The following is a 24,410-nucleotide window of genomic DNA, read 5'->3' as shown; positions in this document are numbered from 1 at the left end:
ATGGAATTGCGACACCTGCGCTACTTCGTCGCCGTGGCTGATGAGCAGAGCTTCACCCGCGCGGCCGAGCGGCTGCACATCTCGCAGCCGCCGCTGAGCCGGCAGATCCAGGATCTGGAAGAGGAACTGGGGACGCCGCTGTTCGAACGCGGCTCACGCCCGCTGAAGCTGACCGAGCCCGGGCGCTTTTTTTACAGCCACGCCACGCGCTTGCTGGAACAGGCCGCCCAGGCGGCCCGGGCCACGCGCAGGGTGGCCCGCATGGAGCGACGGCTGGTGATCGGCTTCGTCGCGTCGACGATGTACGGCGCGCTGCCGCGCCTGGTGCGGTTGTTCCGCGCCGAGTTGCCGCAGGTGGAGATCGCGCTGGAAGAGATGTCGACGCTGGACCAGACCGAGGCCCTGAAGGCGGGCCGCATCGACGTGGGATTCGGCCGCGTGCGGCTGGACGATCCCAGCATCCAGCGCGAGGTGCTGCGCGAGGAACGCCTGGTGGTGGCGATACCTATTGAGCATAGCCTGGCAATTTCAGGCAAACCTATTATTATCGCGGCACTAGAGAGCTACGATATTCTGGTTTACCCGCGAAAGCCCAGGCCCAGCTATGCCGACCAGGTGTTGTCGCTGTTCCGCGACCAAGGCTTGCAGCCCGCAGCGGTGCACGAGGTGCAGGAAATCCAAACTGCGCTGGGCCTCGTGGCCTCCGGCATGGGCCTGTGCGTGGTGCCCACCGGCGTGAGCCGGTTGCGGCCCGATGAGGTGGTCTACCGCCCGCTGAGCGATCCGCAGGCTGTGTCGCCGATCATCATGAGCACGCGGATGCACGACCGCAACGAGGACATCGTGCTGCTGCGCGGGCTGATCGACCGGATCTACGCCGAGCATGCCGCGGCGCGGCAGCAGGCCGACATCGGCACACCCGCGTCGGTGGGCCTGGGCGGCGGTCCGAACGCGGACCTGTCGTTCTAACGCGCCGCGGCGTCGGCGGCTGCGGCCGTTGCGGCGGTCGGTCGCCGCCAGCCCAGCACCGCATGGGCGCCGCCACCGATCACCACGCCCCAAAACGCCGACCCCAGGCCCCACAGGCCCATGCCGCTGGCGGTGACGAGAAAGGTGACCATCGCCGCGTCGCGGTCGGCCGGGTCGCTGACCGCCGCTTGCACGTTGGCGGTGATCGCACCGACCAGCGCGAGCCCCGCCAGCACCGCAACGAAGGGTGCGGGCAGCACGGTGAACAGACCGATGATGCTGCCGGCCAGGCAACCGCCCAAGAGGAAGAAGGAGCCGCTGGCGATGCCGGCCACGTAGCGGCGCGCCGGGTCGGAGTGCGCATCGCGACCGGTGCAGAGTGCTGCCGTGATCGCGGCCAGCACGGTGGTGATGCCACCGAACGGCGCGGTGCACAGCGACGCCAGGCCGGTGGCCACCAGCACCGGCCGCGCCGGCGTGGTGTAGCCCGCGCCGCGCAGGATGGCCATGCCGGGCAGGAACTGGCCGGCCAGGCTGACCACCGCCAGCGGCAACGCCAGGCTCAGCGTCGAGGCCCAGCTCCACGCGGGTGCGGTGAAGACCGGGCGCGAGAACTCCAGCTGCAACACGCTCCAGTCGACACCTCCGCTGCCGGCGGCCAGTGCCAGGCCCAGCGCCAGCACGATCAGCAGGTGGTCGCGCGGCCAGAAGCGCCGCGCCACCAGCCAGCCGGCCACCATGCACAGCGTGGGCAGCGGCATCGCCTGCACCGCCTTGAAGGCGCCGGCGCCGAACTGGAACAGGATGCCGGCCATCATGCCGGCGCAGATGCCTCGCGGTATGCGTCGCATCAGCCAGTCGAAGCCGCCGCTCAGGCCCACCAGCAAGATGAGCACCGCAGCCGTGATGTACGCCCCCACGGCCTCGGCCAGCGACAGCCCGGGGAACAAGGTGATCAGCAGCGCCGTGCCGGGCGCCGACCAGGCGGTGACCACCGGCACCTTCAGCCACCAGCTCAGCACGATGCCGGAGACCGCTGCACCCATCGAAATGGCCCACACCCATGACGCCATCAGTTCCGGCCCCGCACCAGCGGCGCGACCAGCCTGGAAGAAGATCAGCAACGGACCGGCATACGAGATCAGCACGGCCAGGAAGCCGGCGGTGATGGCGGAGACGGACCAGTCGCGTCGGAGCATGGCGATTGCACTAGGTGGGGATGTGGAAACGCCTGCACGTAGTGGGCGTGGCCAGCGGGCAGCCAGCGCGAGCTCAAGCCGGCAGCGCGCTGCGCAACCAGTCGTCCAGCGCGTCGCGGAAGGCCTGCGGCTGCTCCAGCACGCTCAGGTGCGACGCATCGGGCAACACCACGAGGCGGGCGCCGGGGATGGCGTGCGCGATGGTGCGAGCCATCTCTGGCGGCGTACCCAGGTCCAGCGCGCCGGCGATCACCAGCGTCGGCAAGGTGATGCTTGGCAAGCGCGCGGTGGTGTCGATGCTGGCGATCGCATGGCAGCAGGCGATGTAGCCGGCGGCACTACAGCGCAGCACCCGGGCGCGCCAGTGCGCCAGCTTCTGTGGTTGTTCGGCGTGGAAGCCGGCATGGAACCAGCGCTGCAGCGCACCGTCGACAATGCTCTCCAGCCCGCCTTGCGTGATGCCGGCAATGCGCTGCGCCCAGCCGGCCTGGGCCTCGGCCGGGTAGCCCGAGGTGGTGTTGGCCAGCACCAGCGCGCGCACCTTGCCCGGATGGCGCAGCGCCAGTTCCTGACCGATCATGCCGCCCATCGACAGGCCGATCCACACCACCGGGCCCAGCGCCAGCTCGTCGATCAACCGTGCGGCGTCGTCGGCGAGGTCCGCCATCGTGTACGGGCCGACCGGCGCTTCGCTGCCGCCGTGGCCGCGCTGGTCATAGCGCACGACACGGGCATGCTGCGCCAGGTGGGCGGCCAAGTCATCCCACATCGTCATGTCGCAGCCCAGGGCATGCGACAGCACCAAGGTCAGGCGCGCTGCACCGCCGTCCAGCGGGCCCTGCACATCGTGGCGCAGGCGCGGCGCGCTGGAGGTCAGCCGGGGGTGCGCGGCAGATTGGTGCGCGGTGCCGGCCATCACACCCGCTCCAGCACGATCGCGATGCCCTGCCCTACGCCGACGCACATCGTGCACAGCGCGTAGCGGCCGCCATTGCGGTGCAACTGGTTCACTGCAGTGGTCACCAGCCGCGCACCGCTGGCGCCCAGCGGATGGCCCAGTGCGATGGCGCCGCCCCACGGGTTCACACGCGGATCGTCGTCGGGCAGGCCCAGCTCGCGCATCACCGCCAGGCCCTGGGCAGCAAAGGCCTCATTCAGCTCGATCACATCCATCTGTGCCAGCGACAGGCCGGTGAGTGCCAGCACCTTGCGCGTGGCCGGCACCGGGCCGATGCCCATGATGCGCGGCGCCACGCCGGCCGTGGCCATGCCGACCACACGGGCACGCGGCGTCAGGCCCTGGCGGGCGGCGCCCTGTTCCGACGCCAGCAGCAGCGCACAGGCGCCGTCGTTGACACCGGAGGCATTGCCAGCGGTCACGCTGCCATCAGGGCGCACCACTCCCTTCAGCTTCGCCAATGCGTCGATGCTGGTCTGCCGCGGATGTTCGTCCTTCGACACCACGAGCGCGTCGCCCTTCTTCTGGGCCACGGTCACCGGCGTGATCTCCGCGTCAAACCAGCCCGCCTCCTGTGCCGCCACCGCCTTCATCTGGCTGGCCAGGGCCATGCGGTCCTGGGCAGCGCGCTCGATGCCGAACTGCTGCGCCACGTTCTCGGCCGTTTCGGGCATCGCATCGACGCCGTACTGTTCCTTCATCAACTTGTTGACGAAGCGCCAGCCGATGGTGGTGTCATGGATCGCATTGCTGCGGCTGAAGGCCGATTCGGCCTTGGGTATCACGAACGGCGCACGGCTCATGCTCTCGACACCGCCGGCCACCATCAAGTCGGCTTCGCCGGCCTTGATCGCGCGGGCCGCCGTGCCGACGGCATCCATGCCCGATCCGCACAGCCTGTTGACGGTGCTGCCCGGCAGGCCCAGCGGCAGGCCGGCCAGCAGCAACGCCATGCGGGCAACGTTGCGGTTGTCTTCCCCCGCCTGGTTGGCGCAGCCGTAAATCACGTCGCTGACGGCCTCCCAGTCGAGCGATGCATGGCGCGAGTCCAAGGCACGCAGCGGCACGGCGCCGAGATCGTCGGTACGCACCGACGAGAGGCTGCCGCCATAGCGGCCGAAGGGCGTGCGCAGGGCATCGCAGATGAAAGCGTGTCGGGTCATGGGGTCTCCAGGAAATAGGTGCTGGCTCACGCGGCTTGCAGCGTGATGCCAGGGGTGAGTGACTGCAGCGTGTCCAGGCTCAGTCCCGGAGCCAAGTCGACCACGGTGGCATGGCCGCCGGCCAGGTCGATCACCGCCAAGTCGCTGTAGAGGCGGCTCACGCAGGCCAGGCCAGTCAGCGGATAGGTGCAGGCGGGCACCAGCTTGGCCTCGCCGCCCTTGGTCAGGTAGTCCATCATCACCAGCGTCTTCTTTGCACCGATGGCCAGGTCCATCGCGCCGCCGACCGCCGGGATGGCATCGGGTGCCCCTGTGTGCCAGTTGGCCAGGTCGCCAGCAGCCGACACCTGAAACGCGCCGAGCACGCAGATGTCGAGGTGGCCGCCGCGCATCATCGCGAAGCTGTCGGCGTGGTGGAAGAAGCAACCGCCGGGCAGCAGCGTGACCGGCTGCTTGCCAGCGTTGATGAGGTCATAGTCCTCGTCGCCGGATGCGGGCGCCGGGCCCATGCCGATCACGCCGTTCTCGGAGTGCAACACCACTTCCTTGTCGGCGCCGAGGTGGTTGGCCACCGCGGTGGGCAGGCCGATACCGAGGTTGACGACAGCTCCGTCGGGGATGTCTTGTGCCACGCGGCGGGCGATCTGGTCGCGGGTCCAGCGGGTGACGCCAGCCAAGGTCGAGGGATTCGGTGCGTTCATGGTGTGCTCCTCGGTCAGGCGGCCTGCTTGAAGCCGCCGGCGGTGGTGGCGACCCGATCGACCCGCACGAGGCGCTGCACGAACAGGCCGGGCGTGACCACGCTCTCCGGATCGAGCGCGCCGAGTTCGACGACCTCGTGCACGGTGGCGACAGTGACCTTGGCCGCCATCGCCATCACCGGTCCGAAGTTGCGCGCCGTCATGCGGTAGGTCAGGTTGCCCCAGCGGTCGCCCTTCTCGGCCCGAATCAGCGCGAAGTCACCATGGATGGGCGACTCGAGCACGAAGCCGCGTCCGTCGATCAGGCGGGTCTCCTTGCCCTTGGCCAATGTGGTGCCGTAGCCGGTGGGCGTGAAGAAGCCACCGATGCCGGCGCCTGCGGCGCGGATGCGCTCAGCCAGGTTGCCCTGCGGCACCAGTTCGAGTTCGATCTGCCCGGCGCGGTACAGCGCGTCAAAGTGGTGGCTGTCGGCCTGGCGCGGGAACGAGCAGATCATCTTGCGCACGCGCTTGAGCGCCAGCAACCGGGCCAGCCCGGTGTCGCCGTTACCCGCGTTGTTGTTGACGACTACCAGGTCGCGTGCGCCGGTGTCGATCAGCGCGTCGATCAGTTCGTGGGGTAGCCCGGCGGTGCCGAAGCCACCGATCATCACAGTGGCGCCGTCGCGCACATCGGCCAGCGCAGCCGCGGCGGAGGCAAGGGTCTTGTCGATCATGGAGGAGCCTGCGGACAGTGCGGGGTGGACGGCAGGCGCGCTGTCCCCACGCTACCGCCAAGTTGTAGTTTGTTCTATATACGAACATGTGTTCGTGTATAGAATTCATGAGGTGCGCAGCCTAAGCACCTCACCGCCCGCTGTCAAGGTGGCAGATGTGCAGCAGCGCGCTGCAGACGGAGGCCCGATGCCCAAGTTCGACCACGATCACGACCAAGATCCCGCCCCGCCCGCGACGGACCCACTGAAGCCTGGCGACGGCTACGTCCAGTCCTTCGCCCGGGGGCTGGAGGTGCTGCGCAGCTTCGGCGCGGAGGCGCCGGCGCAGACCCTCAGCGAGACCGCCGAGCGCGTGGGACTGACCCGCGCCGGCGCGCGCCGCATTCTGCTGACCTTGCAGACGCTGGGCTATGTCGAGCAGGACGGCCGCCAATTCCGCCTGACACCCAAGGTGCTGGAACTCGGCTTCGCCTATCTCAGCGCCCAGCCTTGGTGGCACCAGGCGCAGCCACTGATGGAGGAACTGACCCAGCAGACCCGCGAATCCACGTCGGCATCGGTGCTCGACGGCGACCAGATCGTCTACATGGTGCGGGTGCCGGCGCAGAAGATCATGTCGATCAACCTGGGCATCGGCTCGCGGCTGCCAGCGCACTGCACATCGATGGGCCGGGTGCTGCTAGCCAGCCTGGCCGAAGACGAGCGCACCCGCCGAGTGCAAGCCATGGACCTGCAGCCGCTGACGCCGAAGACGACCATCGACGCCGGCAAACTGCTGCGCACCTTGGCGCAGGTGCGCCGCCAGGGCTGGGCGCTGGTCAACGAGGAACTGGAACTGGGCCTGATGTCGCTGGCCGTGCCGCTGCGCGACCACGCCGGCCGGGTGGTGGCGGCCATCAATGTGAGCAGCCGGCCACAGCAGCAGTCGGCGGCCGAGATGCAGCGGCGCTACCTGCCGCTGTTGCAGGCGGTGGCCGAACGTCTGGGCAGTCTGCTGCCACACTGAATGCGTGCGAGCGCGTATCGAAGCCACGCCCACCTCGCGACCTGACAGCGATCGAGAAATCACATGCCGAATGCCTTGCCGTGGGCGCTATCCCAGACACAGTTTGCCGTGGAGGTCGTCGCCACCATTGCGTTCGCCCTGTCGGGTGTGATCGAAGGCGCCCGCAAGCGCCTCGACGCCGTGGGCATCTGCGTCGTGGCGGGACTGGCGGCCTTTGGCGGCGGCACCGTCCGTGACATCCTGCTGGACAGGCGCCCGCTGTTCTGGGTGCAGCACGCGGGATGGGTGTGGGTCCTGCTCGCGCTGTGCGTGGGCGCCATGCTCGTAATGCGCGCCAAGCATCTGGATCCAACGGCGCGGGCCATGCAGTGGCCCGATGCACTCGGACTCGGGTTGTTCACTGCGGTGGGCACACAAATCGCCATCGATGCACAGATGCCGGCCATCATTGCCGTGATCCTGGGCATGGTGACGGCGGTGTTCGGCGGCGTGTTGCGCGACATCGTCTGCAACGAGATTCCCAGAGCGTTCAGCGACCATCGGCCCTACGCCATCTGCTCATTCGCGGGCGGCTGGGTATTGGTTCTGGCACACGCCGCAGGCCTGTCGCAGTGGGGCGCCCTGCTGGCCGCTGCTGGCACAGCGACCGCGCTGCGCGTTGCTGCAGTTCTGCTGGATTGGCGCCTGCCGGCTTGGCAAGCCGGCACGGTTCGACGTGATTCGCCAATCGAACCGCCTGAGCGTTGATGGCGATTGCGGCCGGCAGCCCGCAGCGAATTGCAGCGCATGGCCATGGTGGCGGCAACCTGCGGCAGGCTGCTGCTGGCAAAATGAGTCAATGCATTGCAGATCGTCTGCAGTGTGCGCCATTCCACCGGTCCTATGCCTATGCCCATGCCCAAGCCACCCGCACTGCCAACATCCGGCGGCCAGTCGTCACAAGCAGATCCACAAGACAGCCGCGAAGCAGCCCGGATGGAGTTGGCCAACCGGTTGTTCTTTCGTTTGTACCAGTGCACCAACCTGCTGCACAAAACTGGCTCGCGCGCGGTCGAGAGCGAAGGCCTCACCACCCAGCAGTGGGCCGTTCTGGGCGCGCTCTCGCGGCCAGAGTCCGCGCCGGGCATGGGTGTGAATGAGCTGGCCCGCTATCTGATGGTCAGCCGGCAAAACCTGTCGGGCGTGCTCGGCCGCATGGAACGCGACGGCCACATCTGCGTGGAGCCCGACGAGAAGGATCGGCGGTCTCGCCTGATCCGCATGACCGACCATGGGCGCCACGTCTGGCTGGACCTGGCCAGGCCCAAGATCAATGCCTACTACGCCCAGGCACTCGACGAGTTCTCGCTCGGCGACATCACCCACACCCTGCACTACCTGCTGCGGCTGTTGGAGAACATGCAGCGCCTGGACCAGGGGCCGGACGGCGAGACCGCTGCGCTCTGAAACTCTCAGATCCGGCCGCACTTCGCCGGGCCGGCCTTCGGCACCGGCGCCATGTGCCCATGGCGTGCCTGCCCGTGAGCGCGGGGCCCAGCGCTTCCATCTGAAACATCCTGACGGAGGTGCGCCAATGGATTGGCGCATCACACCCACCTCCGTGAGGCTGCACTCCTAGCGTGGTCGACATAGGGTAAGCCCCAAAGAAAATTAATACGACAACCTATTGTCGTTTCGCATCGGATCTCCGCATAATGAGACAACACATTGACTCAATGCAATGACCGTTGCAGACGCACATGTCCTGCCGGTCCCAACCCAGGAGCTCGACATGCGCAATCTGAACGACAAGACAGTGGTGATCACAGGCGGCGGCGGTGGCATCGGCAGCGCCGCCTGCCGGCGCTTTGCGCACGAAGGCGCCAAGGTCGCCGTCTTCGACCTGAACCTGGAGGCTGCGCAGAAGGTGGCCTCCGGCATCCGCGAGGCAGGTGGCATCGCCCACGCCTTCCGCTGCGACATCACCGACCGCGCCGCGGTGGACCAGGCGGTGGCCGCCGCCGAGGCCGAGCTTGGCCCGATTGCCGTGCTGGTGAACAACGCCGGCTGGGATGTCTTCAAGCCGTTCGTCAAGACCGTGCCGGCCGAGTGGGACAAGCTGATCGCGATCAACCTGACCGGCGCGCTGCACATGCTGCACGCCGTGCTGCCCGGCATGGCCGAGCGTCGCTACGGCCGTATCGTGAATGTCGCGTCCGACGCCGCCCGCGGCGGTTCCTCCGGCGAAGCGGTTTATTCGGCCTGCAAGGGCGGCCTGGTGGCGCTGTCGAAGACCCTGGCGCGTGAACACGCCCGCCAGGGCATCACTGTCAACGTCGTCTGCCCCGGCCCGACCGAAACCGCGCTGCTTGCCGGTGTGGTCGAAGGCGCGCGGGACCCGGCCAAGCTGCTGGAAGCCTTCCGCAGCGCCATCCCGCTGGGCCGACTTGGCCAGCCGGACGACCTGGCCAGCGCACTGGCCTTCTTCGGCAGCGATGACGCGGGCTTCATCACCGGGCAGGTGATCTCGGTGTCGGGCGGTCTGACGATGCACGGTTGACCTCTCGGCGCTTCCCATCCCACACATCCCTGGAGACACCATGAAATTCGAAGACATCCTGTACGAAGTCCGCAACGGCGTGGCCTGGATCACGATCAACCGCCCGGACAAGATGAACGCGTTCCGCGGCACCACCTGCGACGAACTGATCAAGGCCTTGAACAAGGCAGGCTACGACCGCGAAGTGGGCTGCATCGTGCTGGCCGGCGCCGGCGAGAAGGCCTTCTGCACCGGCGGCGACCAATCGGCGCACGACGGCAACTACGACGGCCGCGGCACCATCGGCTTGCCGATGGAAGAGCTGCACACCGCCATCCGCGACGTGCCCAAGCCGGTGATCGCCCGGGTGCAGGGCTTTGCCATCGGCGGCGGCAACGTGCTCTGCACGATCTGCGACCTGACGATCTGCTCCGAGAAGGCCGTCTTCGGCCAGGTCGGCCCGAAGATGGGCTCGGTCGACCCAGGCTATGGCACCGCCTTCCTGGCCCGCGTGGTGGGTGAGAAGAAGGCGCGGGAGATCTGGTACCTGAACAAGCGCTACTCAGGCGCCGAGGCTGTGGCGATGGGTCTGGCAAACGTCTGCGTGCCGCACGAGCAGCTCGACGCCACGGTGCAGGAATGGGCCGAGACGATCTGCGAGCGCAGCCCCACCGCCATCGCGATTGCCAAACGCAGCTTCAACTGCGACACCGCGCACCAGAGCGGCATCGCCGGCATGGGCATGTACGCGCTGAAGCTGTACTACGACACCGAGGAGTCGCGCGAGGGGGTGAACGCGCTGAAGGACAAGCGCAAGCCTGACTTCAAGAAGTACGCCAAGTAAGCGTCCAGCCGGAGCGCCGCGATGAATCCGAACCCCTACATCGACAGCGACCTGCAGGCTCTTGCCGACAGTGTGCGCCGCTTCGCCACCGAGCGCGTGGCGCCTGGCTTCCTGGCCCGCGACAAGAGCCGCGACCTGGACCGTCAGCTGCTGGCCGAGATGGGCGAGCTCGGCTTCATCTGCCCGGAACTGCCCGAGCAGTTCGGCGGATTGGGCATGGGCTGCCTGGCCGCCGGCGTGATCCACGAGGAGATCGCCCGCGCCGACCTGAGCTTCTCATACCTGAACCTGCTGGCATCGCTGAACGCGCAGATCCTGTCCAAGTACGGCAACCCGGATGTCGTCGGCCCGTGGCTGAAGAAGCTGGTCGCCGGCAAGGCGATCTGCGCGATCGCGCTGACCGAGCCCCGCGGCGGGTCGGATGCGGCGAACCTGCGGCTGCGCATCGAACGCGATGGCGACCACTACGTGATCAACGGCGAAAAGACCTCGATCTCGGCCGCCGACCAGGCCGACATTTCGGTGGTCTTCGGACGCACCAGCACGCCGGAGTCTGGCGCCCACGGCGTGACTGCGCTGCTGGTGCCGATGGGCACGCCGGGCATCACGACCAACCGCTTTGACTGCCACGGCCAGCGCGCCATCGGCCGCGGCTCGATCTTCTTCGAGAACGTGCGCGTGCCTGCCACCCACCGCCTCGGCGACGAGAACAAGGGCTTCGTGCAGGTGATGCACGGCTTCGACTTCTCACGCTCGCTGATCGGCCTGCAGTGCCTGGCCGTCGCCCGGGTGGCGCTGGAGGAGACCTGGGCCTGGATCACGCAGCGGCAGGCGTTTGGTCAGCCACTGTCGGCCTTCCAGGGCGTGACGCATCCGCTGGCGCAGTTCGACACCGAGGTCGAGGGCGCACGCCTGCTGTGCCTGCAGGGCCTGTGGCTGAAAGACCGCGGCCTGCCGCACACCGCCGAAGCCGGCATGGCCAAGTGGTGGGGCCCGAAGCTGGCCTACGACGTGATCCACCAGTGCCTGCTCTGCTTCGGCCACGGCGGCTACGACCGCGGGCCGATGGAGCAGCGGCTGCGCGACGTGCTGGGCTTCCAGATCGGCGACGGCACGGCCCAGATCATGAAAACCATCATCGCCCGCACCCGCGCCGGGCGGCAGTTCGTGCCGGCCTGAAAACCGCGGCGTGCCCAGAGACCCGACCAGAACACACCAGGAGACAAACCATGGAATTCGACGCCGTTCTGCTGCCCCCGCGCCGTGCTGCCGCCGTCGCGCAGGGCCACTGGCTTGACCGCACGATCAACGACGAGTTGGACGGCTGCGTCGCCACCTGCCCCGACAAGCGCGCGCTGACTGCGCTGCAACTCGATGGCGACCAGGTCGCCCGCCTGACCTACCGCGAACTGGCCCGCCTGGCCGACCGCGTGGCCGTGGGCCTGGCCCGGCTGGGCGTGGGCCGCAATGACGTGGTGGCGATGCAGTTGCCGAACTGGTGGCAATTCACCGTCACCTACCTGGCCTGCTCGCGCATCGGTGCGGTGGTGAACCCGTTGATGCACATCTTCCGCGAGCGCGAGCTGTCGTTCATGCTGAAGCACGGTGCAGCCAAGGTGCTGATCGTGCCCAAGGTGTTTCGCAATTTCGACCATGAGGCGATGGCCAACGGCCTGCGCGCCAGCCTGCCCGAGCTGGAGCATGTCGTGGTGGTCGGCGGCACCGGCGCCAACAGCTACGAGGCTCTGCTGAGCGAACCGGCCTGGGAGAACGCGCCCGATGCGGCGCAGATCCTCCATGCCCACCGACCCGGCCCCGACGACATCACTCAGCTGATCTACACCTCGGGCACGACCGGCGAGCCCAAGGGCGTGATGCACACCGCCAACACGGTGATGGCCAACATTCGTCCCTATGCGGAGCGACTGCGCCTGGGCGCCGACGACGTGGTGCTGATGGCCTCGCCGATGGCCCACCAGACCGGCTTCATGTACGGCCTGATGATGCCGATCCTGCTGCGCGCCAGCGCGGTGCTGCAGGACACCTGGGAACCAGCACGCGCGGCCGCGCTGATCCGCTCCGAAGGCTGCAGCTTCACCATGGCGTCGACGCCCTTCCTGGCCGACCTGTCGCGGGTGGTGGCCGAGAGTGGCCAGGGCGTGCCCAGCCTGAAGACCTTCCTGTGTGCCGGCGCACCGATTCCCGGCCCGCTGGTGGAACAGGCGCGCCAGGTACTCGGCACGAAGATCGTTTCGGCCTGGGGCATGACAGAGAACGGCGCCGTCACGCTGATCAAGCTGGACGACGACGACGCGCTGGCGGCCACCACCGACGGCTGCCCGCTGCCCGGCGTCGAACTGTTGGTGGTCGACTTCGACGGCAACCCGGTGCCCGACGGCCAGCCCGGCAAGCTGCTGGTGCGCTCACCGTCGAACTTCGGCGGGTACCTGAAGCGTCCGCAACTCAACGGCGTGGATGGCGAAGGCTGGATGGACACCGGCGACGAGGCATACCTGACAGACGCGGGCTATGTGCGCATCAGCGGCCGCAGCAAGGACGTGATCATCCGTGGCGGCGAGAACGTGCCGGTCTTTGAGATCGAGGCCCTGCTCTACAAACATCCGGCGATCGCCCAGGTGGCAGTGGTGGCCGTGCCCGATGAGCGCCTGGGCGAACGCGGCTGCGCGGTGGTGGTGCCACGCCCCGGCCAGACCGTGACGTTGCCCGAACTGGTGCAGTTCCTCAAGGACCAGAAGGTGGCGCTGCAGTACATCCCCGAGCGCCTGCACCTGTGCGAGTCCATGCCCAGCACCCCATCGGGCAAGGTCCAGAAGTTCAAGTTGCGTGAGCAGGTGCGTGCGCTGGCTGCATCCGGCCAGCTCTGACCCCGGCGACGACCCACCACCCCAAGGAGACAACGATGACCCACATGACCCACCTCGCCCGCCGCTCGCTGATGGGCGCGGTTGCAGTCCTGGCGTTCGCCGCTTTGCCCGTTGCTGCGCAGACCCCCGCTTGGCCATCCAAGCCGGTGCGCATCGTTGTGGGCTTCGCGCCCGGCGGCACCACCGACGTGATGGCACGCACCCTGGCACAGGCCGCCACCGAGGCGCTGGGGCAGACCGTGCTCGTCGAGAACAAGCCGGGCGCCAGCGGCAACATCGCCGCGGGAGAAGTCGCCAAGGCAGCACCCGACGGCTACACCTTCCTGGTGGCGCCCACCTCGGTGGAAACCGCCAACCCCTCGTTGTTCAAGTCGCCCTTGCTGCCGTCGCGTGACCTGACGCCGGTGATGGGCATCGGCCGCACCCAGATGTACCTGATCGCCCGCCCGGGGCTGGAGGTCAAGGACGGCAAGCAGCTGGTGGCCATGGCCAAGGCGCAACCGGGCAAGCTGGCTTATGCGTCAGCAGGCACCGGTACCCCGCCCCATCTGGCGGGTGAGTTGTTCAAGCAGAGCGCCGGCGTGTTCATCACCCATGTGCCTTACCGCGGTGCAGCCCCGGCGCTGCAGGACGTGATGGCCAGCCAGGCCGACATCGCTTTCGACCCGGGCATCGCTTTCCCGCACATCAAGAGCGGGCGGGTCAAGCTGTTGGCTGTGGCCAGTGACAAGAAGTCGCCGTTCTTCCCCGATGTCCCGACCTATGCCGACCTGGGCATCAAGAACGCCGGCCTGGACATCTGGTTCGGCGTCTGGGCGCCGAACAACACACCGCCGGAGATCGTTGCCCGCCTGACCAGCGAGCTCAACAAGGCACTGGCCGCACCCGCGCTGAAGCAGCGCTTCGGTGATCTGGGCGCCGAGCCGACGCCGCTGGACAACGCCGCCTTCCGCAAGCTGTTGGCCGACGAGGGCAAGACGCTGGCCGCACTGATCAAGGATCGCAAGATCGTGGTCGAGTGACCGACACCGAACGCAGGTCACGCCGATGTCCAACGAGATCCTCACCGAAACCCACGGCCGCGTGGCGCTGGTCACGCTGAACCGCCCGGCTCAGCTGAACGCACTGAACGACGCGCTGATGGACGCCCTCGGCGCCGCCCTGCTGCGCTTCGATGCCGACGACGGCATCGGCGCCATCGTGATCACCGGCGGGCCGAAGGCCTTTGCGGCCGGAGCCGACATCGGCGCGATGGCGGACTGGTCTTGCATGGATGTGCACCGTGATCGCTTCATCACCCGCAACTGGGAGACGATCCGCCAAGTGCGCAAGCCGGTGCTGGCGGCCGTGGCGGGCTATGCGATGGGCGGCGGCTGCGAACTGGCGCTGGCCTGCGACATCGTGGTGGCGGCCGACTCTGCCCGCTTCGCACTGCCCGAGATCAAGCTGGCGATGCTGCCTGGCGCAGGCGGCACGCAGCGGCTTCCGCATGCGATCGGCAAGGCCAAGGCGATGGACATGTGCCTGTCGGCGCGCATGCTCGACGCACAGGAAGCCGACCGCTACGGGCTGGTCTCGCGCGTGGTGCCCGATGACCGGCTGCTCGACGACACGCTGGCGCTCGCGGCGCGCATTGCCGGCTACTCGCTGCCGGCACTGGTGGCCATCAAGGAGTCGGTCAACCGGGCCTGGGAGGGCACCCTCACCGAAGGCATCCTGTTCGAGCGCCGCGCCTTGTACACCCGCTTTGCCAGCGCCGATGCGCACGAGGGCATGCATGCCTTCCTGGCCAAGCGCACACCTGACTTCCAACACCGCTGAACCTTCCCATGGCGCTTGATCCCGAGTCCTTCGACATCCTGATCGCCACGGTTGAACGCTTCGTGCGCGACCGGCTGGTGCCCGCCGAGAACCACCTCGAGGAGTTCGACGAGGTGCCGGCCGACCTGGTCGCCGAGATGAAGGCCATGGGCCTGTTCGGCCTGACCGTGCCGGAGGAATACGGCGGCATCGGCCTGAGCGTGGCGCAGGAGGTGCAGGTCAACTTTCTGCTGGGCCAGACCGCGCCAGCCTTCCGCTCGGTGTTCGGTACCAACATCGGCATCGGCTCGCAGGGCATCCTGATCGACGGCACGCCAGCGCAAAAGGACGCCTGGCTGACACGGGTGGCCAGCGGCGAACTGGTGATGTCGTTCGCGCTGACCGAACCCGATGCCGGCACCGACGCCGCAGCGCTGAAGACCCGCGCCGTGCTGGACAGCGACCACTACATCCTCAACGGCAGCAAGCGATACATCACGAATGCGCCCCGCGCTGGCGCCTTCACGCTGATGGCACGCACCGGCGGGCCGGGAGCGGCCGGTGTCTCTGCCTTCATCGTGCCGGCCGACCTGCCCGGCATCACGCTGGGCAAGAAGGACCGCAAGATGGGCCAGCGGGGCACGATGACCTGCGACGTGGTGCTCACCGACGTGCGCGTGCCGGCGGCCAACATCATCGGCGGCGTGCCCGGCCAGGGCTTCAAGACGGCGATGAAGGTGCTGGACCGCGGCCGGCTCAATATCTCGGCCGTGGCCTGCGGCATGGCGCGGCGGGTGCTCGACGACTCGGCGCGCTATGCCCGCGAGCGCCGACAGTTCGGCAAGCCCATCGGCGAGTTCCAGCTGGTGCAAGGCATGTTGGCCGACAGCCAGGCCGAGCTGCTGGCCGGCTGGGCGCTGGTGCGCGAGGTGGCAACCCTGTACGACGCCAAGCCTGCAGGCCTGTCCGACCCCGACGTGTCGATGCGCGTGTCCTGCGCCAAGCTGTTCTGCACCGAGATGGCCGGCCGCGTGGCCGACCGCGGCGTGCAGGTGCACGGCGGCGCAGGCTACATCAACGAATACCCGGTCGAACGCTTCTACCGCGACGTGCGCCTGCTGCGTCTCTACGAAGGCACCAGCCAGGTCCAGCAACTGATCGTCGGGCGCGAGTTGCTGCGCCAGGCGTGATTCCTTCTCTCACCACCTTCGAGCACACCCATGGCCACTCTCCAAGCCGCCCGCTTCTCCTGGGAAGACCCGTTTCAGTTGGCCGACCAGCTGAGCGCCGATGAGCGCCAGATCCAGGACGCCGCCGCCACCTACTGCCGCGATCGCCTGCTGCCGCGTGTGCAGCAGTCGTTCCGCCACGAGCAGACCGATGCCTCGATCTTCCGCGAAATGGGTGAACTCGGCCTGCTGGGGCCGACGATTGCCGAAGCCTATGGCGGCGCAGGCCTGAACTACGTCTGCTACGGCTTGGTGGCGCGCGAGGTCGAGCGCATCGACTCAGGCTACCGCAGCATGATGAGTGTGCAGAGCAGCCTGGTGATGGTGCCGATCCAGGAGTTCGCCAACGAAGCGACGAAGCAGAAGTACCTGCCCAAGCTGGCCAGCGGCCAGTGGATTGGCTGCTTCGGTCTGACCGAGCCCAACCACGGCAGCGACCCGGGCAGCATGATCACCCGCGCGAAGACGGTGCCGGGTGGCTACAGCCTGTCAGGTGCCAAGATGTGGATCACCAACAGCCCGATCGCCGACGTGTTCGTCGTCTGGGCCAAGGACGACGCCGGTGCAATCCGGGGTTTCGTGCTGGAAAAGGGCTGGAAGGGCCTCACCGCACCGAAGATCGAGGGCAAGGTGGGGCTGCGCACTTCCATCACCGGAGAGATCGTGATGGACGGAGTGTTCTGTCCCGAGGAGAACGCTTTCCCCGAGGTGCGCGGCCTGAAGGGCCCGTTCACCTGCCTGAACAGTGCGCGCTACGGCATCGCCTGGGGCGCGCTGGGAGCGGCGGAGGACTGCTACCAGCGCGCCCGCCACTATGTGCTGGAACGCCAGCAGTTCGGCCGGCCGCTGGCAGCCAACCAGCTGATCCAGAAGAAGCTGGCCGACATGCTGACCGACATCAGCCTGGGCCTGCAGGGCTGCCTGAGGCTGGGCCGGATGAAGGATGCGGGCACGGCAGCGGTGGAAATCACCTCGATCCTCAAGCGCAACAGCTGCGGCAAGGCGCTGGACATTGCCCGCACCGCCCGCGACATGATGGGCGGCAACGGCATCAGCGACGAATACGGCGTGGCGCGCCACCTGGTGAACCTGGAGGTGGTCAACACCTACGAGGGCACACACGATGTGCACGCGCTGATCCTGGGCCGCGCCATCACCGGCATTGCGGCCTTCGCGAACTGAACGGAGGCGCATCATGAAGGTTATCGTCGCCATCAAGCGGGTGCTGGACTACAACGTTAAGGCCCGGGTGAAAGCGGACGGGTCGGGCGTCGACCTGGCCAACGTCAAGATGAGCATGAACCCCTTTGACGAGATCGCCGTCGAAGAGGCCGTGCGCCTGAAGGAGAAGGGGGTGATCACTGAGGTGATCGCCGTCTCTTGCGGCGTCACCCAGTGCCAGGAGACGCTGCGCAACGCCATGGCCATTGGCGCCGACCGCGGTATCCTGGTCGAGTGTGTCGACGAGTTGCAGCCCCTGGCCGTGGCCAAGCTGCTCAAGGCCCTGGTCGACAAGGAACAGCCCGGCCTGATCATCCTGGGCAAGCAGGCCATCGACGATGACTGCAACCAGACCGGCCAGATGCTGGCGGCGCTGGCTGGCCTGCCGCAAGCCACCTTCGCCAGCAAGGTTGAGATCGCCGACGGCAAGCTGACCTGCACCCGCGAGATCGACGGCGGCCTGGAGACGCTGAGCCTGACGTTGCCGGCGGTGATCACCACCGACCTGCGCCTGAACGAGCCGCGCTACGTGACGCTGCCCAACATCATGAAGGCGAAGAAGAAGACGCTGGACGTGGTGAAGCCTGCCGACCTGGGTGTGGACGTGACCCCGCGCATCAAGACTCTGAACGTGAGCGAGCCGCCCAAGCGCGGCGCCGGCATCAAAGTGCCCGACGTGGCGACGCTGGTGGCGAAGCTGAAGAACGAAGCAAAGGTGATCTGACCATGGCCGCACTTGTCATTGCCGAACACGACAACGCGTCGATCAAGGGATCGACCCTGAACACCGTGACCGCGGCCCTGGCCTGCGGTGGTGAGGTGCATGTGCTGGTGGCCGGCGAGAACGCCGGTGCCGCCGCCGCAGCCGCCGCGCAGATTGCCGGTGTGGTCAAGGTGCTGCATGCCGACGGCGCCGGCCTGGGCCATGGCCTGGCCGAGAACCTGGCAGCGCAAGTGGTGGCCGTCGCTGGTGCCTACAGCCACCTGCTGTTCCCGGCGACCGCCGCGGGCAAGAACGTGGCTCCGCGCGTCGCCGCGCTGCTGGACGTGACGCAGATCAGCGACGCGACCAAGGTGGTCAGCGCCGACACCTTCGAGCGGCCGATCTATGCTGGCAACGCGATCGCCACGGTGCAGAGCACCGATGCGACCAAGGTGATCACCGTGCGCACCACCGGCTTCGACGCCGCGGCTGCGACCGGTGGCAGCGCCGCGGTCGAGACCATTGCAGCGGTGGCCGCCTCGGCCAGCAGCACTTGGCTCGCCAGCGAGATCGCCAAGAACGACCGGCCGGAACTGACCGCCGCGAAGATCATCGTATCCGGTGGCCGTGCGCTGGGCAGCAGCGAGAAGTTCAACGAGGTGCTGACGCCGCTGGCCGACAAGCTGGGCGCCGCACTCGGTGCCAGCCGCGCTGCGGTGGACGCGGGCTATGCACCCAACGACTGGCAGGTCGGCCAGACCGGCAAGATCGTTGCGCCCACGCTGTACATCGCCGCGGGCATCTCGGGCGCGATCCAGCACCTGGCCGGCATGAAGGACAGCAAGGTGATCGTCGCGATCAACAAGGACGCCGAGGCGCCGATCTTCAGCGTGGCCGACTACGGCCTGGAGGCCGATCTGTTCGCAGCGATTCCTGAGGTGGCCGCTGCGATTTGAGCCAGCAGGGGTGGGATTCCGCTTAGCAGCGTTTGCTGACCTTCATCGCTGGATGGCGAACTCACGCTGACCGGCGGCAATCGGTCATTTGTCCGCGGAGATCAGCGCCGGCCTAAAAGGCTAATGTTCATTGCGGTGCGGCTGTAGACCGCCATTGATCCGGAGGCCCGTGCGCCTCTGAACTGTTCAGCGCCGAGCTGCGGACTGGAAAGTATGGGACCACTGTTAGGCCCCTCCAGTCAGCTGAACCACTGCAGCCCGACTATTGGCTCCGATTCACGGCCACCGGCAGCCACGGTATTCCCTTCACCGACGACTACAGAGTCCACTGGCGAGTGGCGAACACGGACAAGGCTGCATCTAGGGCGGGGGCGCTTCGCGGTGACTTCTATGCCTCCGACGACGGTGCCAGTCGGTCGGAGAGGCTGCAGTACCGCGGCGTGCACTTCGTGGAGGCGTTCTTGATTCGCAAGCGGGACAACCGTCTGGTTGGACAATCCGACCCCTTCTACGTCGTCATTGAATAACGGCCAAGCCCGGTGGATTCACGCAAGTCAACAATACTGTGAGCAGGGCATGGTCGGCTTTCTAGGAGAGAAGCGTTCGATGAGGCCTGCCGCTGGTCTGGGCGACGACCAGGACACCTTCGGCCTCTTCGTGATGACATGCTTGTGTTGGCCTCAGACATTGAAACTCGAGAAGGCGGCCATTGGAAAGCCTTGATGCCGCCGGACTACGGCATTTCCATTGGCTGTACTTGGCCGGAATGTCTCCTCCGGGTCGATGCGGTCATTGGTGACAGCGGCTCGGGCTGACTGCAATCAGTCTGAAGCGGCGCTTGCGCATGCCGCAGGGCAGCCATCGCTCGAGTCAGGCAGCCGGGTGGGTACGGCATGCGCAGCAGAATCGAGGCAGGCCTTGGATACTGGATCACCAGTGCCGTTGCCCAGATGGCGACGTCCGGTTGCCGCGCTGCTGCCAGGTCAACTGTGTGCGGCGAACTCACTCAACCCATGATCACTCTGCGGAGACTTTCCCATGTCCTTCGACTTCAAGCACCGACGCGTCCTCGTGGCCGGAGGCAGCCGCGGCATTGGCCGCGCCATCGCGATGCACTTCGCTGCCGCCGGCGCTGACGTGGCCATCTGCGCGCGGGGTGCAGGGGCTCTGGAAGACGCACGCGCCGACCTGGCAGCGCATGGCAGGCGCGTGCATGCCATGGAGTGCGACCTGGCGGTCGAGAAGGACATCGCAGCCTGGGTGCCTGCGGCCGCCGAGGCCCTGGGCGGCATCGACGTGCTTGTCAACAATGCGTCGGGCTTTGGCATGAGCGACGACGAAGAGGGTTGGGCATCCAGCCTGGCAGTGGACGTGATGGCCATGGTGCGCTGCTCCAGGGCTGCCTTGCCGTGGTTGTTGAAGTCGGCCGAGTCTGGCGCGCCGGAAGGTGCCAGCATCATCCACCTGTCTTCGATCTCGGCCGTCAGGCCATCCACGCGGTCGGCGCCCTATGCCGCCGTGAAGGCCGCCATGAACAGCTACACCGGCAGCCAGGCCGCGCAATGGTGCAGACAGGGTGTGCGCGTGAACGCCATTGCACCCGGCTCGGTGGAGTTTGCGGGCGGTGTATGGGAACAGCGCAAGACGGACAACCCGGCGCTCTACGAACGCACGCGCCAGAGTATTCCGGCCGGCCGCATGGGCACGCCGGACGAGATCGCCGAGGTGGCCCTGTTCCTCGCCTCACCCCACGCTCGGTGGATCAACGGTCAGGTGTTGACGGTGGACGGGGGGCAGCTGCTGGGCGTTTGAGCGCTGCTGTCGCCGGAACGCGCAGTCGGTTGACTCAGAGTTGCCATCCAGACGATTCGGAACTGTGCGCGGAGTCGACACAGCGCGGCGAAAGTCGAGACAAAGTTGCAAAACAACAGCGGCCCACAGCAACGCATAAGCAGGGTGACAGGCGTCGACCTAGGCTGTCCTGATTGCGTTCCTGGGCCCACCAACTCGAAATCGTCATGACACCGACCTCCGGTACCCGCCCCCAGGAAAGCGAAGCCCAGCGAAGAGGTCATCTTGCCGGCAGCTGATGGCTGCTTGGTTCCCCACCTGACCCGGTTGGGCTCGCCTCCATGCGGAGAGGCCCGTCACCCGCGATCCTAGCTAATAGGACGGACGGCCGCCGATTCGCGAGGGTCCGGCCCATGGCGCTGCTTGATACCCTGGCCTTGGACCATCGAATCGGATGCGGCCGGGCACCGGCGTGACGAAGTCGAGGCCAACAGGGGGAACGAGCATGAACCTGGCTCGATTGACATTCGCCGCTCTGCTGTGCGCGTTTTTGGGGTTGTTGCCCGCGCGGGCGGTCACACTGGTCGATTTCGAAGGCATCTCAGACGGTTCGGCGCTGACAACGCAAATCGCGGGCCTGACGTTCTCGCGAACGATCGTTCTGGTCGCCGGCATCGGCATCAACGAGTTCGATTTTCCGCCGCGCTCGGGCAGCGGCGTCGCGTCCGACGACGGCGGGGCGCTCGAGATCACGTTCGCGGCGCCGGTGCTGAGCTTCTCCGGCCACTTCACGTACACGGTGCCGCTGCTGCTGCAAGCCTTCGACGCCCGCGCGGCGCTGGTCGCCAGCGCGTCGTCGGCGTTCGCCAGCAACCTCGGCGGCGGCGTCAACCCGCCCAATGAGCGGATCGAGCTGAGCTTCGCGTCGGGGTTCACGCTGCTGCGCATCACCGGTGATGCGGGCGGCGCTTCATTCACGCTCGACGATCTGGCCGTGACGGCGGTGCCCGAGCCCGGGACCGGCGTTCTGTTCGGGGCCGGTGCCCTGTGGCTGCTGGCGTGGCGGCGGCGTCGTGTGCGCCGACCGATCGTCGCTGCGGCGGCCTTGCTCGCGGCACACACGGTCGCGCAGGCCCAAGGGGTCGCGCAGCCGATCGTGTCGCCGGCGGTCGTATCCGTCGGCACGCCGACGATCCTCCTCGTGACGGCACGCATCACGCAACCGAACGTGATACCGGGCAGTGTCAACGTCGTCCGGGTGGGGCCGGGCGGCGCCACGACGGTGGCGGGGACCCTCAACGATAACGGCACCGCCGGCGATGCGGTCGCCGGCGACGGGTTGCACTCGGGACAGGTGGTGCTGACCGAGAGCGTCGAAGGCAACGTGGGCCTGCGCGTGTCGGCAGCGGTGCGCGGGCAGTTGCGGCGCTTGCAGTCGACGGCAGCGCTGCTCGGTGTGGTGCCGGCTGGGGCGCCGGTGCGTCTCAAGCTTCCCGATATTGCCGTGCAGGCGGCCGATCCCGCGACGGGCGCGCCAATCGTCGGCAACCTCGTCAACGCCTGCTTCTCGGCCTCGACGTCCTACGCATCGGTCCAGGCCGCCGCAGCGGCGGCCGGTGCCGTGCCTGCAGGGCGCTTTCCGGCGATCGGCAACTGCTGGCAATTGGAACTGGCTTCGACCGATGGCGCGGGCATCGCCGCGGCGGTCGCGCTCCTCGCCACACGCCCGGAGGTCACGAGCGCCGAGCCAGAGCCGATCGTCCAAGGCGCGCAAGCGGCGGACCCGTGTGCCGGTCCGATCTGCGCCGATCCCAACTACTCGACCGTGCTCAACCTCGGGGATGCGCACCGGCGCGCGCAGGCGCTTGGCACCGGCATCAACATCGGCATCCTTGACACCGGCCTCGACGCCAGCATCATCCCTGGGCTCAGCCTGCCGACCGCGGTGCTCGGCAGCAACTTCAGCAGCAGCGGACCGGCCGGTATCCCGCGGGACGACAACGGGCACGGCACGCTCGTCGCGGCGATTGCCCAGGCGACCGCACCGGGCGCGACGCTGTTCATCTCGAAGGTGCTGAACTCGGCAAACCGCGGCACCGAGACCGCTGCGATGCTCGGGCTCCACGAGGCGGTCACCGTCGGCCTGACGCCGATCGTCAACATGAGCCTGAGCAGCCGCCTCCAGACCTTCGTGGCCCGCCAATTCATCTCGGAGGTGCAGGCCGCTGGCGTCATCATCGTCGCCGCCGCCGGCAACAGCGCCAGCACGATCCGCGAATACCCGGCGGCGCACATCGGCGTCGTCGCGGTCGGCAATGTCAACGAGCGCAACCAGCGCGCAGCCGACTCGAACCGAGGCAACTGGGTCAACCTCGCGGCGCCCGGCGTGAACATCGGCGGCTTCGGCGCGGCGGGCAGCGGCACCTCGTTCTCGGCGCCCTTCGTGGCCGGAACGCTCGCCATGATGGCGACGAAGTACCCGACGCTCGGACGCCAGGTGTTGATCGACCACCTGTACGCGACGACGTTGCCAATACCGGCCGTCGCCGGCCTGGACACCTGCCCTGCCCAGCCCTGCAACCAGGATCTCGGCGCCGGTCGCCTCGACCCGCTGGCGTCGCTCGGCTCCATCCGCATCCGGCGCAACACCGCTGTCGGAGCTTCGGGCGCCGCGGTCAACCGGATCATCGAGATCGGTCTCCGCAACGCGGCGGGCGTCGAGTTCTGGTCCGAATCGCGCGGCTTCTTCGGGCAGTCCACCGGCTGCGAGGTTGCGACGGTGCGGAACCCGCCCTGCATCGCCAACGCCGCGTTCGACGTGGCCGCGCTTGCGCCGGGGACTTATCAGCTCCGGCTGACGTTCCGCGACCCGACCGCGTCGTTCTTCGGCTCGACGCAGCTGACAGTGCCCGGTGCCCGCTTCACGCGCGTCATCACGGGGACCGGGTCGGTCAATGCCGCCGATCCGACGCGCGCGGACTTCTCGCTCTTCGGCGCCAACGTGAACCTGCGCTCGACCTTCATTGAGTTCGTGCGGTAGGCGTCCGGCGACACGCGCCGAGGCGCCAGCTCGCGGCGCGGGGTCGATCGGCCGCTCAGGCGCGTCCGTGCACGTCGTCGCGGCGGAAGGGACAGAAGCTCTGCGCGCCGCGCATCGGACCTGCGACTCTCAAGTCAATCTTCAGGGGCTGACCGATTCTGGACAGGACGACGTCGCAGCCGTCCGGTCCAAGTCGTCCAGGCCAGCATCGCCCGGCCACCGACGCGTGATTCGACTGTTCCGGGCGTTCGGGAGGCCGTTTGAAGTGCCCGTGCGCAACCTCTCCATTCGTCCCGACCGACGCGCGTTTTTCGCTGAGCAGGCGCAGCGATGGCGGCAGGCAGCCAGCGCCTGTGCCGAGGCATCGCGCGAGGCCCGCGGCGCCTCCCGTCTGCGGGAGGCGCATCAGTACCTCGAGCAGGCTGCCCGCTGCTTGGAGCGTCTCGACGACAAGGCTGGAGCCTTCCGTTCCCTGTACCACGCCGCCATGAGCGAATGGCTGTTGCACGGATCCGCGGGTTTGCGGCACACCACCGACGGTCTGCGCAGAGTCGTTCGTCAGCATTGCTTCCGGCGACGACTTGGGGCATAGCGACCTCGATGCCTGTGTCAACGGTCGTTTCTAGTCACTTGACGCGTCGCAGGCTGCCCGCTTGTTGGTGAGCGCGACATCGCCCGAGTCGGAGCCTGACCTGCTGGCGGCCCAGCCGG

The 24,410-nt window shown here is 67.6% G+C and carries 23 protein-coding genes; 17 read left to right on the top strand and 6 right to left on the bottom strand.

Features of this window, described 5'->3' with window-relative positions; translation table 11 throughout:
* On the top strand, positions 1 to 969 hold the full coding sequence (locus tag FFT10_RS09355) for a LysR family transcriptional regulator (protein WP_137732521.1): 969 nt from the start codon (positions 1 to 3) through the stop codon (positions 967 to 969).
* Here the strand turns inward: FFT10_RS09355 and FFT10_RS09350 are convergent.
* From FFT10_RS09350 to FFT10_RS09330, 5 genes are all read right to left on the bottom strand, one after another.
* Positions 966 to 2,168, bottom strand: a complete 1,203-nt coding sequence (locus tag FFT10_RS09350; protein ID WP_137732520.1) for a benzoate/H(+) symporter BenE family transporter — start codon at positions 2,166 to 2,168, stop codon at positions 966 to 968. The genes FFT10_RS09355 and FFT10_RS09350 overlap by 4 nt on opposite strands.
* A gap of 73 nt (positions 2,169 to 2,241) precedes the next feature.
* A complete protein-coding gene (pcaD, locus tag FFT10_RS09345) occupies positions 2,242 to 3,084 on the bottom strand; it encodes a 3-oxoadipate enol-lactonase (RefSeq protein ID WP_137732519.1) in 843 nt (280 codons plus the stop codon).
* Entirely contained in the window at positions 3,084 to 4,289 is a 1,206-nt protein-coding gene (gene pcaF, locus FFT10_RS09340) for a 3-oxoadipyl-CoA thiolase (protein ID WP_137732518.1), read from the bottom strand. Before pcaF ends, pcaD begins: the two co-directional genes overlap by 1 nt.
* A 26-nt stretch (positions 4,290 to 4,315) precedes the next feature.
* The gene (locus FFT10_RS09335) at positions 4,316 to 4,990 is read right to left on the bottom strand and encodes a 3-oxoacid CoA-transferase subunit B (protein ID WP_137732517.1); all 675 of its coding nucleotides are present in this window, start codon (positions 4,988 to 4,990) and stop codon (positions 4,316 to 4,318) included.
* 14 nt (positions 4,991 to 5,004) lie between these two features.
* The gene (locus FFT10_RS09330) at positions 5,005 to 5,706 is read right to left on the bottom strand and encodes a 3-oxoacid CoA-transferase subunit A (RefSeq protein WP_137732516.1); all 702 of its coding nucleotides are present in this window, start codon (positions 5,704 to 5,706) and stop codon (positions 5,005 to 5,007) included.
* Positions 5,707 to 5,893: 187 nt separating this feature from the next.
* Between FFT10_RS09330 and FFT10_RS09325 the strand changes: the two genes are divergently transcribed.
* The 16 genes from FFT10_RS09325 to FFT10_RS09255 all read left to right on the top strand — a co-directional run bounded on the left by FFT10_RS09325 (position 5,894) and on the right by FFT10_RS09255 (position 23,699).
* Positions 5,894 to 6,712 (top strand): IclR family transcriptional regulator domain-containing protein, encoded by an 819-nt coding sequence (locus tag FFT10_RS09325; protein WP_137732515.1) that lies wholly within the window; start codon positions 5,894 to 5,896, stop codon positions 6,710 to 6,712.
* Positions 6,713 to 6,775: 63 nt separating this feature from the next.
* Positions 6,776 to 7,459 carry a trimeric intracellular cation channel family protein gene (locus tag FFT10_RS09320; RefSeq protein ID WP_137732514.1) on the top strand — a complete coding sequence of 228 codons (684 nt, stop codon included), beginning with the start codon at positions 6,776 to 6,778 and terminating at the stop codon, positions 7,457 to 7,459.
* Between the two features lie 228 nt (positions 7,460 to 7,687).
* Entirely contained in the window at positions 7,688 to 8,158 is a 471-nt protein-coding gene (locus FFT10_RS09315; RefSeq protein ID WP_137732594.1) for a MarR family winged helix-turn-helix transcriptional regulator, read from the top strand.
* Between the two features lie 325 nt (positions 8,159 to 8,483).
* Complete coding sequence (badH, locus tag FFT10_RS09310) at positions 8,484 to 9,251, top strand: 2-hydroxycyclohexanecarboxyl-CoA dehydrogenase (protein ID WP_137732513.1); 768 nt, start codon at positions 8,484 to 8,486, stop codon at positions 9,249 to 9,251.
* A 40-nt stretch (positions 9,252 to 9,291) separates the two neighbouring features.
* Positions 9,292 to 10,074, top strand: coding sequence for a 2-ketocyclohexanecarboxyl-CoA hydrolase (gene badI, locus FFT10_RS09305; RefSeq protein ID WP_137732512.1), 783 nt, complete (start codon positions 9,292 to 9,294; stop codon positions 10,072 to 10,074).
* 21 nt (positions 10,075 to 10,095) lie between these two features.
* Positions 10,096 to 11,253 (top strand): cyclohexanecarboxyl-CoA dehydrogenase, encoded by a 1,158-nt coding sequence (aliB, locus tag FFT10_RS09300; RefSeq protein ID WP_137732511.1) that lies wholly within the window; start codon positions 10,096 to 10,098, stop codon positions 11,251 to 11,253.
* A gap of 50 nt (positions 11,254 to 11,303) precedes the next feature.
* Positions 11,304 to 12,959 carry a cyclohexanecarboxylate-CoA ligase gene (aliA, locus tag FFT10_RS09295; protein WP_137732510.1) on the top strand — a complete coding sequence of 552 codons (1,656 nt, stop codon included), beginning with the start codon at positions 11,304 to 11,306 and terminating at the stop codon, positions 12,957 to 12,959.
* Between the two features lie 35 nt (positions 12,960 to 12,994).
* Positions 12,995 to 13,981, top strand: coding sequence for a Bug family tripartite tricarboxylate transporter substrate binding protein (locus FFT10_RS09290; protein ID WP_228027020.1), 987 nt, complete (start codon positions 12,995 to 12,997; stop codon positions 13,979 to 13,981).
* A 25-nt stretch (positions 13,982 to 14,006) separates the two neighbouring features.
* Positions 14,007 to 14,780: an enoyl-CoA hydratase-related protein gene (locus FFT10_RS09285; RefSeq protein ID WP_137732509.1), complete on the top strand. Its 774-nt coding sequence runs from the start codon at positions 14,007 to 14,009 to the stop codon at positions 14,778 to 14,780.
* 8 nt (positions 14,781 to 14,788) lie between these two features.
* The gene (locus FFT10_RS09280; RefSeq protein WP_137732508.1) at positions 14,789 to 15,949 is read left to right on the top strand and encodes an acyl-CoA dehydrogenase family protein; all 1,161 of its coding nucleotides are present in this window, start codon (positions 14,789 to 14,791) and stop codon (positions 15,947 to 15,949) included.
* Positions 15,950 to 15,979: 30 nt separating this feature from the next.
* Entirely contained in the window at positions 15,980 to 17,170 is a 1,191-nt protein-coding gene (locus FFT10_RS09275) for an acyl-CoA dehydrogenase (protein ID WP_137732507.1), read from the top strand.
* A 13-nt stretch (positions 17,171 to 17,183) separates the two neighbouring features.
* Entirely contained in the window at positions 17,184 to 17,933 is a 750-nt protein-coding gene (locus FFT10_RS09270; RefSeq protein WP_137732506.1) for an electron transfer flavoprotein subunit beta/FixA family protein, read from the top strand.
* Positions 17,934 to 17,935: 2 nt separating this feature from the next.
* Positions 17,936 to 18,868 (top strand): electron transfer flavoprotein subunit alpha/FixB family protein, encoded by a 933-nt coding sequence (locus FFT10_RS09265; protein ID WP_137732505.1) that lies wholly within the window; start codon positions 17,936 to 17,938, stop codon positions 18,866 to 18,868.
* Between the two features lie 182 nt (positions 18,869 to 19,050).
* Positions 19,051 to 19,395: a nucleotide-binding domain-containing protein gene (locus FFT10_RS28845; protein ID WP_162520733.1), complete on the top strand. Its 345-nt coding sequence runs from the start codon at positions 19,051 to 19,053 to the stop codon at positions 19,393 to 19,395.
* A gap of 511 nt (positions 19,396 to 19,906) precedes the next feature.
* Positions 19,907 to 20,680 (top strand): SDR family NAD(P)-dependent oxidoreductase, encoded by a 774-nt coding sequence (locus FFT10_RS09260; protein WP_137732504.1) that lies wholly within the window; start codon positions 19,907 to 19,909, stop codon positions 20,678 to 20,680.
* Between the two features lie 484 nt (positions 20,681 to 21,164).
* Positions 21,165 to 23,699 carry a S8 family serine peptidase gene (locus tag FFT10_RS09255; RefSeq protein ID WP_162520728.1) on the top strand — a complete coding sequence of 845 codons (2,535 nt, stop codon included), beginning with the start codon at positions 21,165 to 21,167 and terminating at the stop codon, positions 23,697 to 23,699.
* A 55-nt stretch (positions 23,700 to 23,754) separates the two neighbouring features.
* Here FFT10_RS09255 and FFT10_RS09250 read toward each other — a convergent pair whose 3' ends face one another.
* Positions 23,755 to 24,264: a hypothetical protein gene (locus tag FFT10_RS09250; RefSeq protein ID WP_137732502.1), complete on the bottom strand. Its 510-nt coding sequence runs from the start codon at positions 24,262 to 24,264 to the stop codon at positions 23,755 to 23,757.
* Between the last annotated feature and the right edge of the window lie 146 nt (positions 24,265 to 24,410).

The sequence above is a fragment of the Pseudaquabacterium pictum genome (assembly GCF_005403045.1).
Classification (GTDB): domain Bacteria; phylum Pseudomonadota; class Gammaproteobacteria; order Burkholderiales; family Burkholderiaceae_C; genus Pseudaquabacterium; species Pseudaquabacterium pictum.
This window is presented reverse-complemented; position numbering and strand designations above follow the sequence as displayed.

Bases quoted from the DNA above. Each gene is read 5' to 3' on its own strand.
- badH (WP_137732513.1), top strand. From the start codon at position 8,484: ATGCGCAATCTGAACGACAAGACAGTGGTGATCACAGGCGGCGGCGGT.
- FFT10_RS09280 (WP_137732508.1), top strand. From the start codon at position 14,789: ATGGCGCTTGATCCCGAGTCCTTCGACATCCTGATCGCCACGGTTGAA.
- pcaF (WP_137732518.1), bottom strand. From the start codon at position 4,289: ATGACCCGACACGCTTTCATCTGCGATGCCCTGCGCACGCCCTTCGGC.
- FFT10_RS09330 (WP_137732516.1), bottom strand. From the start codon at position 5,706: ATGATCGACAAGACCCTTGCCTCCGCCGCGGCTGCGCTGGCCGATGTG.
- FFT10_RS09285 (WP_137732509.1), top strand. From the start codon at position 14,007: ATGTCCAACGAGATCCTCACCGAAACCCACGGCCGCGTGGCGCTGGTC.
- FFT10_RS09250 (WP_137732502.1), bottom strand. From the start codon at position 24,264: ATGCTGACGAACGACTCTGCGCAGACCGTCGGTGGTGTGCCGCAAACC.
- FFT10_RS09270 (WP_137732506.1), top strand. From the start codon at position 17,184: ATGAAGGTTATCGTCGCCATCAAGCGGGTGCTGGACTACAACGTTAAG.
- badI (WP_137732512.1), top strand. From the start codon at position 9,292: ATGAAATTCGAAGACATCCTGTACGAAGTCCGCAACGGCGTGGCCTGG.
- FFT10_RS09350 (WP_137732520.1), bottom strand. From the start codon at position 2,168: ATGCTCCGACGCGACTGGTCCGTCTCCGCCATCACCGCCGGCTTCCTG.
- FFT10_RS09355 (WP_137732521.1), top strand. From the start codon at position 1: ATGGAATTGCGACACCTGCGCTACTTCGTCGCCGTGGCTGATGAGCAG.
- FFT10_RS09290 (WP_228027020.1), top strand. From the start codon at position 12,995: ATGACCCACATGACCCACCTCGCCCGCCGCTCGCTGATGGGCGCGGTT.
- FFT10_RS09320 (WP_137732514.1), top strand. From the start codon at position 6,776: ATGCCGAATGCCTTGCCGTGGGCGCTATCCCAGACACAGTTTGCCGTG.
- FFT10_RS09335 (WP_137732517.1), bottom strand. From the start codon at position 4,990: ATGAACGCACCGAATCCCTCGACCTTGGCTGGCGTCACCCGCTGGACC.
- FFT10_RS09315 (WP_137732594.1), top strand. From the start codon at position 7,688: ATGGAGTTGGCCAACCGGTTGTTCTTTCGTTTGTACCAGTGCACCAAC.
- FFT10_RS09260 (WP_137732504.1), top strand. From the start codon at position 19,907: ATGTCCTTCGACTTCAAGCACCGACGCGTCCTCGTGGCCGGAGGCAGC.
- FFT10_RS09325 (WP_137732515.1), top strand. From the start codon at position 5,894: ATGCCCAAGTTCGACCACGATCACGACCAAGATCCCGCCCCGCCCGCG.
- FFT10_RS09265 (WP_137732505.1), top strand. From the start codon at position 17,936: ATGGCCGCACTTGTCATTGCCGAACACGACAACGCGTCGATCAAGGGA.
- aliB (WP_137732511.1), top strand. From the start codon at position 10,096: ATGAATCCGAACCCCTACATCGACAGCGACCTGCAGGCTCTTGCCGAC.
- pcaD (WP_137732519.1), bottom strand. From the start codon at position 3,084: ATGGCCGGCACCGCGCACCAATCTGCCGCGCACCCCCGGCTGACCTCC.
- FFT10_RS09255 (WP_162520728.1), top strand. From the start codon at position 21,165: ATGAACCTGGCTCGATTGACATTCGCCGCTCTGCTGTGCGCGTTTTTG.
- aliA (WP_137732510.1), top strand. From the start codon at position 11,304: ATGGAATTCGACGCCGTTCTGCTGCCCCCGCGCCGTGCTGCCGCCGTC.
- FFT10_RS09275 (WP_137732507.1), top strand. From the start codon at position 15,980: ATGGCCACTCTCCAAGCCGCCCGCTTCTCCTGGGAAGACCCGTTTCAG.